Origin of the sequence: Paractinoplanes tereljensis (assembly GCF_016862435.1) — a bacterium.
In the GTDB taxonomy this organism is placed as follows: Bacteria; Actinomycetota; Actinomycetes; order Mycobacteriales; family Micromonosporaceae; genus Actinoplanes; species Actinoplanes tereljensis.
Genome location: NZ_BOMY01000038.1, coordinates 146370 through 158931, shown reverse-complemented (window position 1 = coordinate 158931; position 12562 = coordinate 146370). Strand labels below are relative to the sequence as shown.

Here is a 12562-nt window from a genome sequence, read left to right as displayed (position 1 = left end):
CCGGAGCACCATCACGTCTGGTCGGCGGTGGCCGGCTTGCGGGCGGTCTTCTCGGCGTACATGGCCGCGTCGGCCGCGGCGAACAGGCCGTCGGCGTTCGGCCGTTCCAGCGGGCCCCACGCCGCCAGGCCGACGCTGACGCCGAAGCGGAGAGTCTCGCCGCGCCAGGCGACCGGCTCGTCGGCCAGCGCGCGCAGCCGGTCGGCCAGCCGCCCGGCGTCGGCCTCGTCGTGGACGGCGGTGGTCAGCACGACGAACTCGTCGCCGCCGAACCGGGCCGCCGTGTCGGCCGGGCGGATCGTGCTGGTCAGCCGCCGGGCGAACTCGACCAGGATCAGATCGCCGGCGGCGTGGCCGTACCGGTCGTTGATCTGTTTGAAGCCGTCGAGATCCAGGTAGAGCACGAGCGGGCCGAAACCGGAGGCCCGGAGCAGTTCCAGCTCCAGCTGGCTGTGCAGGGTGGTCCGGTTGGCCAGTCCGGTCAGTTGGTCGTGCTCGGCCCGGTGCGCCAGCGCGATCTTCATCCGCTCCTGCTCGCGCACCACGAAGACGAAGCGCATCAGGATGAACGTGGTCAGCAGCGCGATCGAGACGAGCAGGGAGACCCGGCTGAGGAGCGTGCCGAACGAGTGCAGGCCGGTCACCGTGGGCAGCACCACCAGGGCGATGCCGAGGAACACCACCCGGGCCGGGTGCAGCCGCTGCGATGCCACCCCACGGTCCGGCTCGGCGACCTTCGCCGCGTCCTGACGCACGATGGCCGCCGCGAGCAGGCTGTTCGCGAGCAGGAGCAGGCCGTCGAACCGGTCCGCCTGGCCCGACCGGGACAGGTTCTCGAACAGCACCGGCAGCAGCGAGATGCTGACGTCGCCGATGATGGTCAGGATCAGGGCCGAGACCAGGTAACGGGCCGACCCGCGGGTCGCGCCGGGGGCGAAGACCAGGATCGCGGTGCCGGCGAAGAACATCACGTCGCCGAACGGGTAGAGCGCGCCGACGACCATGCCGGGGGAGAGGTCCTGGGCCTCGGCCGCCGGCAGGATCAGGAACTGCCAGAACAGCCAGGCCACCACCGTCGTCATGGCGGCGGCGTCGAGCAGGCCGTCCCGTAACCGGCCGGGCGCCCGCAACCGGACCAGCTTGACCATGGCCGCCATCAGCAGCGGATAGCCGGCCAGCCAGAGCAGGTCGGACGGGGAGACGTCGCCGAGCGGGCCGGCGAACCGGTCCATCAGGTCGTACAGGATGTCGCCGGCCAGCCAGACCGTCAGCGCGGCGGTGACCAGCCGGAATGCGCCCTTGCTCGGCCCGGAGATGGTCCGCAGGCCGAGCCACGCGCACAGCACCACACCGCTGAACCCGATGAGGTACGCGACGTGTGCGGCGTTGGTCCCCGGGGCGAAAACGGACACCGAGCCCATGAGCGCGGCGAAGATCGGAACCGCCGGCGCCGGAACACGTCTCATACGCTGCTTATCGGCCCGGGACGCGCGATCTTCAGGCCTTCAGTTCGGTGCTCCGGTCCGGGGACCGGAGCACCAACAATTACCTTCGGGTCTTGGGCAGGTCGAACTGGTCGGCGGACTTGCAGTCCTTCTGGTTGCCGATCGCGCCGGGACCCAGTTCCTTGAGGGCCTGGCGAGCCTGCACCCGGCCGAGGTTCCAGGCGTACCAGGGGTCGGGTTCCTTGAGATCCTCCGCGATCCAGCTGAGCGTGCATCGGCGTACCGGATCGGGCAGTTTGGTCAGAGCCGGAGTCGCGTCGGCCGAAAGAGCACGCAGGTACCAGGCGTCGATCTTGCCGGAGCCCGCGTAGCGGGCAGCGTTGCGGCTGGCCACATAACCCTCGGGGTCCAGCGCGGCCAGGCCGAGCAGCATCAGCACGGCCAGCCCGACGGTGGTCGCCGGGATCCACCGGCCCTGCCACTTGATGCCGGCGACCGCGATCAGCACGAAGATCACGCCGAGCAGCATCTCCGACGCCATCACGAAGATCCGCTCGCCGGTGAAGCTGTAAACCCGCTGGTACTCCCACATCCGCGACAGCGCGGAGGCCACGATAACGACGCTAAGGGCACAGAGCAGACCCAGGAGTACGCGCAACAGCAGCCGTTCGATCGGCTGGTCCCGTTTCGCCCAGCGGGCCAGGGCGGCGATCAGCGCCAGGGACAGCAGGGTGACCGCCACCAGCTGCCAGAAGCCGCTGCGGGCGTACTGCGAGTAACTGAGCCCGGCCGTCTTGAGCACGTGCCGGCTTCCGCCGAACAGCACGGTGAACTGGACCGCCACGAAGCCGCCGAACAGCAGCACCAGCGCGGCGCCGGCCGGTGCCCACTCGATCAGGCCGAACCGGCCCCGGCCCTCGGTGTCCAGGCTCGACGTCTTCGGCGGGGCGGTCAGCGTGTAGATCCCGGAGACGGCGAGCAGGCCGCCGGCCACCGCCAGGAAGATCCACTGGAAGACCGAGCCGATCGCGAAATCGGGGATGACGTCGTCCAGGAGCTGGGAGAACGCGACGTCGGCGGAGGACAGCAGCGCCCCGAAGACGAGCAGCACCACGACGGTCAGGGCGACCGAGAAGAAGGCCCGCCGGGCGATTCCCGGGTTGGGGCTCGCCTTCAGGTGCCGGCGGACCCACGGGATGCCGGCGAAGGCCGCGTAGGGGGCGGCGATCAGGCTGAACAGGATCGACCGGACCTGCCGGCCGCCGACGATCGCCAGCGCGGTGCAGCCGATCGCGCCCAGCACGCTGAACGTCACCAGCCACCAGGCGTTGCGGAACGCCGGGATGAGCATCAGGGCGAGTGCGGCCGCGGCCCAGCCGGCCCGGATCAGCCGCTCGCGGCGCGGCAGGTCGGGGGACTTGTGGACGGCGAACCCCACCCCCAGCGTCAGCGCCAGCCAGCCGAGGAACCAGCCGATACCCACCCGGTCCAGCGGCAGGAAGATCAAAAATCCAAGAGCCCCGGCGAGTACGCCGGCCGGAACGGCCCAGCCCTGCGCCTCCTTCGGCGCGGGCCAGTTCTTCTTCCGGAACGCCTGCCACGGGCTCGGCGCCGGCTCGTATCGGCCGAACGGGCGCGCCGCGTACGGGGGTGACTGCGGTGCCGGACGCTGCGGTGCCGGACGCTGCGGAATCACCGCCGGAGGGGGTTTCGGGGTCGTGTTCTCGGCTGGCTTCGGGGTGGTCACGGGCGGCTTGACCACGGGCTTTTCGACTGCCGGGACGGACGCCGGGGCGGCGACCATCGGTACGAACAGGGCGTACCCCCGCGTACCGGATGGGATCTGGACCGGGATCGCCCATGCCGTTTCGCCTTCGGTCCCCGGCCAGACCATCGACGGGATCGCGTCGTTGGGCGGCATGACCAGCAGCTGGGGTGCCGGCACGGGAACGGCTTTGTTCTCGTCGGTGGAATCAGGCTGCTCGGGTGGCAGGTCCGCCACTACACCCTCCTCGGTTGGTCAGTTCGCACACCGTAAGCCGTATGCACCGAAATTTCTACGCCGCGACGGGTCCGTATCGCCGCGACGAACGACCGGATTGGCACGGATGCGGGAGGTGGCGAGATTTTCGCTTGCGGTGAACGCCGGAAGAGGGCGGGACCACTCGAAGTTGAGCACCACGTACTCAACTTTCTGGAGGTGCCGGGTGGCCAGCAAACGACTCCCCGTTTTGTTCCTTGACGACATCGTGCTGCTCCCGGGCATGGTCGTGCAGATCGAGCTGGACGAGGCGGCCCAGGCCGCGGTGGACGCGGCCCGCACCTCGTCCGGCTCCGAGCTGCTCATCGCCCCGCGGCTCGAGGACCGCTACGCCTCGCACGGCGTGGTGGCGAGCGTGCGGCAGGTGGGCAAGTCCCGCGGCGGTTCGCCGGCCGCCATGCTGCGTACCGCGGTGCGGGCCAAGATCGGCAGCGGTGTGACCGGCCCGGGCGCGGCCCTGTGGGTCGAGGCCGAGCCGGTCGCGGTGGACGCGCCGACGGCGCACGTCCGCGAACTGGCCGCCGAATACAAGCAGCTGGTCGTCTCGGTGCTGCAGCGCCGCGAGGCGTGGCAGGTCATCGACTCGGTCAGCGCCATCGACGATCCCGGTGACCTGGCCGACACGGCCGGCTGGGCGCCGTACCTGGCCAACGACCGCAAGCGTGAGCTGCTGGAGACGCCCGACGTCGAGGCCCGGCTGCGGCTGCTGATCGACTGGACCCGGGACTTCCTGGCCGAGTCCGAGGTCAGCGACAAGATCGAGACCGACGTACGCGAGTCGGTGGAGAAGCGCAACCGGGAGTACCTGCTGCGCGAGCAGCTCAAGGCGATCCGCAAGGAACTCGGCGAGGGCGACGCGGCCGGCACCGACGACTACCGCACCCGGGTCGAGGCGGCCGAGCTGCCCGACGCGGTCCGCGAGGCGGCGCTGCGCGAGGTCGACAAGCTGGAGAAGGCCGGCGACCAGAACCCCGAGGCGGGCTGGATCCGCACCTGGCTCGACACCGTCCTCGACCTGCCCTGGGCCGCTCGCACCACGGACAACACCGACCTGGAGGCGGCCCGTGCGGTGCTCGACGCCGACCACCACGGCCTGGCCGAGGTCAAGGAACGCATCGTCGAATACCTCGGCGTCCGGGCCCGCCGCGAGGAGCGTGGCCTGACCACCGTCGGCGGGCGGGGCTCCGGAGCGGTGATCCTGCTGGCCGGTCCGCCCGGGGTCGGTAAGACCTCGCTGGGCGAGTCGGTCGCGCGCACGCTGGGCCGCAAGTTCGTCCGGGTCGCGCTGGGCGGCGTGCGGGACGAGGCGGAGATCCGCGGCCACCGCCGTACCTATGTCGGCGCTCTTCCCGGCCGCATCGTCCGGGCGATCAAGGAGGCCGGCTCGATGAACCCGGTCGTGCTGCTGGACGAGGTCGACAAGGTCGGCAGTGACTACCGCGGCGACCCGGCGGCGGCGCTGCTGGAGGTGCTGGACCCGGCGCAGAACCACACGTTCCGCGACCACTACCTCGACCTCGACCTGGACCTGTCCGACGTGCTGTTCATCGCGACCGCCAACGTGCTGGACACCATCCCGCAGGCCCTGTTCGACCGGATGGAGCTGATCTCGATAGACGGCTACACCGAGAACGACAAGGTCGCGATCGCCCGCGACTTCCTGCTGCCCCGGCAGCTGGAGCGGGCCGCCCTGTCCGCCGACGAGGTGACCGTCACCGAGGAGGCGCTGCGGGAGGTCGCCGCGAACTACACCCGCGAGGCCGGCGTCCGGTCGTTCGAGCGGTTGCTGGCCAAGGCGTTCCGCAAGGTCGCCCTGCGTGAGCTGCCGGCGACGGTCGGGGCGGATGACCTCAAGGACCTGATCGGCCGCCCCCGCTTCATGCCGGAGTCCTCGGAACGCACCGCCGTCCCCGGGGTGGCCACCGGCCTGGCCGTGACCGGGATGGGCGGCGACGTCCTGTACATCGAGGCGTCCCTGCTGCCCGGCGACAAGGGCGGCCTGTCGGTAACCGGCCAGCTGGGCGACGTGATGAAGGAGTCGGCGCAGATCGCCCTCTCCTACGTCCGGGCCCACGCCGACGAGCTGGGCATCTCACCGGAACAGCTGGATCACCCGATCCACCTGCACGTGCCGGCGGGCGCGGTGCCCAAGGACGGCCCGTCCGCAGGCGTCACGATGACGACCGCGTTGGTCTCGCTGCTGCTGGGCCGCAACGTCCGGGCCGAGGTGGGGATGACCGGCGAGGTCTCCCTGACCGGCCGGGTCCTGCCGATCGGCGGCGTGAAGCAGAAGCTGCTGGCCGCCCAGCGAGCCGGCCTGACCGAGGTCTACCTGCCTCAGCGCAACGAGCCCGACCTGGACGACGTCCCCACCGACGTCCTGGCCGCCCTGACCGTGCACATAGTCTCCGACGTCCGAGAGATCCTCGCCTCGGCCCTGGAGTCGGTGTCGCCCGGCGTGGTGACGACCGCGGCCTAACGCCGGGAGCCGTGGATCTGGACCAGGCCCTCGACGCCGCGGAGGAAGGTGTCGCAGATCTGGGCCGGGTCGAAGAGGCAGCCGGCGGCCATGGCGCCGTCGCGCAGCATGACGAAGTGCTGCGCGGCGGCTGCGGCCTTGGTCTCCTCGATGTCGGCCATCAAGGCGTTGATCGTGTCCAGGAACCACTGCCGGTGGGCCAGGACCGCCTGGTGCACCGGGTGGGCCGGGTCGGGGTACTCGGCTACGGCGTTCAGGAAGGCGCAGCCTCGGAAGCCGGGGGAGCGGATGCCGTCGGCGATCGAGGTGGCCACGGCCCGGACGGTGTCGGCGGACGACTGGCCGGTGCCGATGGCCGCGTCGATCTGCCCGCGGATGGCCGCGTCGGCGCCGAGCAGATAGGCCAGCACCAGGTCTTCCTTGCCGGGGAAGTGGCGGTAGAAGGTGGCCCTGGTCACCTTGGCCTCGGCGATGATCCGGTCGACCCCGACCGCGTGGATGCCCTCGGCGTAGAAGATGCCGGCCGCGGTGGTGAGGAGGCGCTCTCGAGCCTCGGACGGACGCGTCATCCCGTCAGCGTAGCGACAGAACGTTCGGTCTTGCCATCGGCAAAAGGTGGATAGAACGTTCGGTCTTGACAGCCGTCGCCCGAGCCGTCATCGTTCCCTGAGACAGAACGTTCGTTCTCCCTCGAAGGGAAGCCATGACCACCGTTGCCGCCCCCGGTATCTCGACGACGGCCGCCGCCCTGCGGCGCCTGTACTTCGTCCGCTTCGCGTTCGCGCTCGTCTGGGCCCTCGTGATGATCCCGCTCGCCAAGCACCTCAACCCGCTCACCGCGACGCTGCTGGTCATCTATCCGCTGTTCGACGTGGCCGCCGCCCTCGTCGACGCCCGGGCGTCGCGCGCCACCGGATCGCCGGTGCTGCTCTACGTGAACGTCGCGATCAGCTCGCTGGCCGCGGTCGGGCTGGCCGTCGGGGCCGCGTCCGGCATCCCGGCGGTGCTGCGGGTCTGGGGCGCCTGGGCGGTGGTCGCCGGTCTCGTTCAGCTGATCGTGGCGGTGCCCCGCCGCCGGATGGGCGGGCAGTGGCCGATGATCATCAGTGGCGGCATCTCGGTGCTGGCCGGCGGATCGTTCATCGCCAGTGCCTCCGCGGACAACCCGGTGCTGACCAACGCCGTCGGCTACGCCATCCCGGGCGCCATCTTCTTCCTCATCGCGGCCATCCGCCTCGGCCGTACGGCGAAGGGAAACTGAGATGTACGACGTCGTAGTCATCGGCGCGGGGCCGGTCGGGGAGAACGTCGCCGATCGGATCGTGCGGGGCGGGCTGACCGTCGCCGTGGTCGAGCGGGAACTGGTCGGCGGCGAGTGCTCGTACTGGGCCTGCATGCCGACCAAGGCGCTGCTGCGCAGTGCGGCCGCGCTGAACGCCGCGCGCCGGCTGCCGGGCGCCCGGGAGGCGGTGACCGGGGAACTGGACGCGGCCGCGGTGCTGCGCCGGCGGGACGCCTTCGCCTCGAACTGGCAGGACGACGGGCAGGTGTCCTGGCTGGAGTCGGCCGGCATCACGCTGTACCGAGGCCAGGGGCGGATCACCGCCGAGCGGGTCGTCGAGGTGACCGGCGCGGACGGGTCGACGACGACGCTCACCGCGCGGCACGCGGTCGTCGTCGCCACCGGGAGCGGTGCGCTGCTGCCGGACATCGCCGGGCTACGTGAGTCGGCGCCGTGGACCAGCCGGGAGGCGGCCGCCGCGAAGGAGGTGCCCGCTCGGCTCGCCATCATCGGGGGCGGGGTGGTGGCCGCGGAGATGGCAACCGCGTTCACCGGCCTCGGATCCGCGGTGACGATGCTGGCCCGGGACGGGGTGCTGCACCTCGCGGAGCCGTTCGCCGGTGAGCGGGTCGCGCAGTCGCTGCGGCAGGCCGGCGCGTCGGTGCACCTCGAGGCCGAGGTCGCGTCGGTGAGCCGGGACGGCGCCGGGGTCGTGCACCTCACGCTCACCGGCGGCGCGCAGGTCGACGCCGACGAGCTCCTGGTCGCGATCGGCCGCACGCCGAACACGCAGGACATCGGGCTCGACGCGATCGGGCTCAAGGCCGGTGAATGGCTCCACGTCGACGACACGCTGCGGGTCGTCGACGTGGACGGCGGCTGGTTGTACGCGGCCGGCGACGTCAATCGGCGTGCCCTGCTGACCCACCAGGGCAAATACCAGGCCCGGGCGGTCGGCGACGTGATCGTGGCGCGCGCCCGGGGCGGCGCGGTCGAGGACGGCCGGTGGGGCCGGCACGTCGCCACCGCCGACGAGCGGGCCGTGCCGCAGGTCGTCTTCACCGACCCCGAGGTCGCGTCGGTGGGGCTGACCGCCGCGGCGGCGCAGACGGCCGGCCTGCGGACCCGGGTCGTCGACTACGACCTGGCCGCGGTCGCGGGGTCCGCGCTGCACGCCGACGACTACCAGGGGCAGGCCCGGATGGTCGTGGACGAGGACCGGCGGGTGATCGTCGGCGTCACCCTGGTCGGTCCGGACGTCGCCGAACTGCTGCACGCGGCGACCATCGCGGTGGTCGGCGAGGTGCCGCTGGACCGGCTGTGGCATGCCGTACCCGCCTACCCGACCGTCAGCGAGGTCTGGTTGCGCCTGCTCGAGGCGTACGGCCGCTGAGGTTTTCTGATTTTCGAAATTAGGAGAAGAAATGGCAACCAAGATCACGTTGATCATCGACAACCCGGCCGACCCGAGTGCGTTCGAGCTCGTCTTCGCGGACATGCGGGCGGCGGCGGAGAAGCTGCCGAAGTTGCAGCGGCTCGAATCGGCCAAGGTGTGGCCGAAGGAGGACGGAACGCCCACCCCGGCGTATCGGACGCTCGACCTCTACTTCGAGAGCTACGACGACGCCTCCGCCGCGGTCACGACCCCGGCCGCCGGCGAACTGTTCGGCGCGCTGGTGGGATCCGAGGTCCCGTTCAAGGGCCTGTTCTCCGACATCGAAGCAGCCTAGTTTTTTACCAAACGTTTGGTAATAATGGGGGCATGACGGTTTTTCATTGGGGGGAGCTGGCGGTTCAGGCCAAGGCTGGGCTCAGCGCGCGGGCGACGGCCGTCTCGCGGCTGGTCCAGCCGGTGCTGCCGGACGGTGCCGACGACTTCCTGGCCCAGCAGTACCTGCTGGTCGTCGGGGCGCAGGCGGACGACGGCCGGCTCTGGGCGTCGATGTTCGCCGGGGCGCCGGGCTTCGTCAGCGCCCCCGACGACGAGTCGGTGCTGGTCCGGGCCCGGCTCGCGGCCGACGATCCGGTCGAGCCGATGACCCGCCACGAGGGCAAGCTCGGGCTGCTGGCCATCGATCTGCGGACGCGCGTCCGGCTGCGGATGAACGGCACCGCGACGCCGCGGCCGGACGGGCTCCGGCTGGCCATCGACCAGAGCTTCCCGAACTGCCCGAAGTACATCCAGCGGCGCAGCGTGGCCGGCCGGGCGGAGCAGGGGGAGGCCGGGCCGGGGGTGAGTGCGCTGATCGCCGGGGCCGACACCTTCTTCGTCGCCTCGGTGTCCGAGTCCGGTGACCTCGACGTCTCGCATCGGGGCGGGGAGCCGGGGTTCGTCGAGGTACTGTCCCCGAACCGGTTGCGCTGGCCCGACTACCGGGGCAACGGCATGCTGATGACGCTGGGCAACATCACCGAGGACCCGCGGGCCGCGCTGCTGTTCGTCGACTGGGCGACCGGGACGACACTCCAGTTGACCGGCCGTGCCGAGGTCCGCTGGGCCGAGGAATCCGGGTCACGGGCGGTGGAGTTCGAGATCGAGGACGTGGTCTACCGGCCGGGGTCGCTCGGGATCAGGATGGCCGGGAGCTCGGCCAGGGCCAGCTGAAACTCGGCCGGGTCGGCCAGCACCCGGGTGACCACCAAAGATCCCTCGATGCGGACCAGCGCGGCTCGGGCCCGGCGTGCGGCGTCCGGCTCGGTGGCGCCGGCCCGCCGGGCGACGCCGGCCATCGCCGACAGCCAGGTGGTGGCCAGGCCGGCGGCCCGGACCTTGATCTCGTCCGGGGCGCCGCTCAGCGTCATGGTGTCGAGCACGCAGGCCAGCCGCCCGTCGGCGTAGAACGCGCCGACCCGGCGGGCCATCTCCCGGACGGCGGCCGACGGGTCGTCCTCGGCGGTCAACGGGTCGAGGATGGCACCGAACGCCTGCTCCACCGAATCCAGGACCGCCGCGGCCATGCCCGGTTTCCCGGTGGGGAAGCGGTGATAGAGGCTGGCGCGGTGCAGGCCCGACGCCGACGACAACGCGGTTAGTGAGGCGCCCTCGTAGCCCGCTTGGCGGAAGACCTCGGCGAGATGGCCCAGCAGTACGTCGTCGTCGATGCTCGGTGCGCGACCCACGGTCGAATGTTACCGAACGTACGGTAAAAATGCCTATTGGCACGGCGGGGGTTCGCCGACGAAGGGAATGAAATCGGCGCTCAGGGCCGGATGCTCGCTCCGGAAGGTCGCGTGATCGGCATCCACCAGCGTCATCGTGCCGACGAGGTAGTTCGTGATCTGTCCCGGCATGGGGACCTCGCCGAGGTGCACTGCCTGCCACCATCGGCCCTCGAAGTTGGCGTATCGGATGCCGCAATGCACGTACAGCTGATGGGCATAGGCGAGGGCGGAGGGGCTGGCGCTGGGCGCGGCCGGGATCGGGGCCGGGCCGGCGCCGGGGGTGGGCCAGGCGAATGCGGCGGTGGCCACCAGGGCGGTCGCGGCGATCGACAGGGCCGCGATCGTCCGGATGCGGGCGGTCCGGGCCCGGCGAATCACCGGTTCGTGCAGGCTGTTCATCGGTGGCGGGTTGTCGGTGAGCGAACGCAGCTCTCGGCGCAGGTCGTCCTCGAACGGGGTCATCGCCGGTCCTCCAGTTCCAGGGTGGCCTCGCGGCGCAGTTTCTCCAGGGCACGGGACGCGATGCTGGTGACGGTGCCCGGCGGGCAGCGCAGGACGGCGGCGGTCTCGGCGACCGACAACTCGTCGAAGTACCGCAGCACGATCACCGCCCGCTGGCGCCGGTCGAGGCGGTCGAGCGCCCGGGCGAGCGCGTCGGAGGCCGCCACCCGGTCGGCGGTGTCGGGGCTGGCGGGTGGCACCGGCGTGGCCGTGGCCACCTCGCGGTGCCAGCGTCGCCGCCGCCAGGTGCAGAACGTGTTGATCATGGTGGCTCGGGTGTAGGCCAGCGGCGAGTCCCACTCCTCGTGCCGGCTCCAGCGCCGGTAGACCTGCACGAGCGCGGTCTGCACCAGGTCCTCGCCGAGGTGCCAGTCGCCGGTGAGCAGGCGCGCCGATTTCAGCAGCGCCGGGCCGGCCCCGGTGACGAAGTCACTGAAGTCGCGATCGTTGCCACCCAACGGGATCCTCCGGGGTCGATGGGAAGTCACCCCATTTGACGACCCGGCTCCCGGATCCGCTGCGATCCGGCCGGAAACTTCCGGGTCCAGTGCCACGGCCCTGCGGAAAGCTGTCCGTCAGGGTCATGTTATGAGGGACGTAGGCGACCAGATCAATACCGTCCACGGTGCTGGGTCCATAAACGCGACCCAGCGGGGCGACATCAACATCAACGGGCAGCCGCCGGAACAGCGAGCCGTGACGCAGAAGGCGGCGGCCGATGACCGGATTCGTGTCCTCATGCTCGCAGCGAATCCGGTCAGTTCCGGGCGGCTTGCCATTGATGAGGAGGCGCGGCAGATCGGCGAGCGGCTCCGGCTGGCCGATGAGCGTGATGCGTACGAGTTGATCACCTGCTGGGCCGTGCGGCCGTTGGATCTGCTGCAGTACCTGAATCAGCACCAGCCGCAGATCGTGCACTTCAGCGGCCACGGTGACAGCGCGGGGCAGATCGTGCTTGCTGCCGGGCGCGGCCGTGAGCAGAGGGTGAGCGCGGACGCCCTCGGCGAGCTGTTTCGCGTCGCAAATCACCGCATCCGGGTCGTGCTCCTCAATGCCTGCTGGTCGGCGGCCGCGGTTCGGGCGATCGGGCAGCACGTTGACTACGTCATCGGCATGAATGCGCCGGTCAGCGACGAAGCAGCCACGGTGTTCGCCGCCGCTTTCTATCTGGCGCTTGGCTTTGGCTGCCCGGTGCCGCAAGCCTTCGACCAGGCGGCCGCGGCGCTGGCGATACACGGATTGGCCGGGCGGCACATCCCCGAGCTTTCGACGCGATTGCACGCCAAACCATTTCTGACTGAAGGACCGCGATGAGCTCGATGGGCAACGGCAACCCCGGACAGCAAGGTCTCCCGCCGTGGAACGGCCAGCCGGGCGTCCCGAACAACAGTGGCAATCAATACAACATGGGCGGGAACGTCTACGCCACGCAAAAGGGCCACATCAAGATCAACAATGGCTCGGCCCGGCCCAGCGCGAAGCCAGTTCTCATCGTGCTGGGCATCGACGTGATCTTCTTCTTCTACGGGATGCTCTCCTACACGGGGAAGAACACCAGCGCCGACCAGTGGCACGCCGGGATCTTTCTCGTCCTGGCCATCATCACCCTCTCCATGATCGGCAAGTGGGTACGCGGCCGCTTGCGGTAGCCA

The 12562-nt window shown here is 70.6% G+C and carries 13 protein-coding genes; 7 read left to right on the top strand and 6 right to left on the bottom strand.

Annotation, left to right across the window (positions count from 1 at the left end; all coding sequences use genetic code 11):
* Positions 1–11: 11 nt before the first annotated feature.
* Positions 12–1466 (bottom strand): GGDEF domain-containing protein, encoded by a 1455-nt coding sequence (locus tag Ate02nite_RS29175; RefSeq protein ID WP_203811035.1) that lies wholly within the window; start codon positions 1464–1466, stop codon positions 12–14.
* A 79-nt stretch (positions 1467–1545) separates the two neighbouring features.
* Positions 1546–3447, bottom strand: coding sequence for a DUF4153 domain-containing protein (locus Ate02nite_RS29170; RefSeq protein WP_239147780.1), 1902 nt, complete (start codon positions 3445–3447; stop codon positions 1546–1548).
* Positions 3448–3709: 262 nt separating this feature from the next.
* On the opposite strand from Ate02nite_RS29170, the gene lon reads away from it, so the two are divergent.
* Entirely contained in the window at positions 3710–5965 is a 2256-nt protein-coding gene (lon, locus tag Ate02nite_RS29165) for an endopeptidase La (RefSeq protein WP_239147790.1), read from the top strand.
* Here lon and Ate02nite_RS29160 read toward each other — a convergent pair.
* Positions 5962–6534: a TetR/AcrR family transcriptional regulator gene (locus tag Ate02nite_RS29160; protein ID WP_203811033.1), complete on the bottom strand. Its 573-nt coding sequence runs from the start codon at positions 6532–6534 to the stop codon at positions 5962–5964. The genes lon and Ate02nite_RS29160 overlap by 4 nt on opposite strands.
* 134 nt (positions 6535–6668) lie before the next feature.
* Here Ate02nite_RS29160 and Ate02nite_RS29155 point away from each other — a divergent pair, with 134 nt between their 5' ends.
* From Ate02nite_RS29155 to Ate02nite_RS29140, 4 genes are read left to right on the top strand one after another with little or no spacing between them, the layout of a single operon-like run.
* Positions 6669–7226, top strand: a complete 558-nt coding sequence (locus Ate02nite_RS29155) for a hypothetical protein (RefSeq protein ID WP_203811032.1) — start codon at positions 6669–6671, stop codon at positions 7224–7226.
* Between the two features lies 1 nt (position 7227).
* On the top strand, positions 7228–8640 hold the full coding sequence (locus Ate02nite_RS29150; protein ID WP_203811031.1) for a dihydrolipoyl dehydrogenase family protein: 1413 nt from the start codon (positions 7228–7230) through the stop codon (positions 8638–8640).
* A gap of 31 nt (positions 8641–8671) precedes the next feature.
* The gene (locus Ate02nite_RS29145) at positions 8672–8977 is read left to right on the top strand and encodes an EthD domain-containing protein (protein ID WP_203811030.1); all 306 of its coding nucleotides are present in this window, start codon (positions 8672–8674) and stop codon (positions 8975–8977) included.
* A 32-nt stretch (positions 8978–9009) separates the two neighbouring features.
* A complete protein-coding gene (locus Ate02nite_RS29140; RefSeq protein ID WP_203811029.1) occupies positions 9010–9852 on the top strand; it encodes a pyridoxamine 5'-phosphate oxidase family protein in 843 nt (280 codons plus the stop codon).
* Here Ate02nite_RS29140 and Ate02nite_RS29135 read toward each other — a convergent pair.
* Genes Ate02nite_RS29135 through Ate02nite_RS29125 form a run of 3 tightly spaced genes read right to left on the bottom strand, consistent with a single transcriptional unit; the run spans position 9795 to position 11368 of the window.
* Positions 9795–10367: a TetR/AcrR family transcriptional regulator gene (locus Ate02nite_RS29135; RefSeq protein WP_203811028.1), complete on the bottom strand. Its 573-nt coding sequence runs from the start codon at positions 10365–10367 to the stop codon at positions 9795–9797. The genes Ate02nite_RS29140 and Ate02nite_RS29135 overlap by 58 nt on opposite strands.
* Positions 10368–10400: 33 nt before the next feature.
* The gene (locus tag Ate02nite_RS29130; protein WP_203811027.1) at positions 10401–10871 is read right to left on the bottom strand and encodes a hypothetical protein; all 471 of its coding nucleotides are present in this window, start codon (positions 10869–10871) and stop codon (positions 10401–10403) included.
* Entirely contained in the window at positions 10868–11368 is a 501-nt protein-coding gene (locus Ate02nite_RS29125) for a SigE family RNA polymerase sigma factor (protein WP_203811026.1), read from the bottom strand. Before Ate02nite_RS29125 ends, Ate02nite_RS29130 begins: the two co-directional genes overlap by 4 nt.
* Before the next feature lie 130 nt (positions 11369–11498).
* Here Ate02nite_RS29125 and Ate02nite_RS29120 point away from each other — a divergent pair, with 130 nt between their 5' ends.
* On the top strand, positions 11499–12224 hold the full coding sequence (locus tag Ate02nite_RS29120; protein ID WP_203811025.1) for a CHAT domain-containing protein: 726 nt from the start codon (positions 11499–11501) through the stop codon (positions 12222–12224).
* Positions 12221–12559, top strand: coding sequence for a hypothetical protein (locus Ate02nite_RS29115; protein ID WP_203811024.1), 339 nt, complete (start codon positions 12221–12223; stop codon positions 12557–12559). Before Ate02nite_RS29120 ends, Ate02nite_RS29115 begins: the two co-directional genes overlap by 4 nt.
* Positions 12560–12562 lie beyond the last annotated feature (3 nt).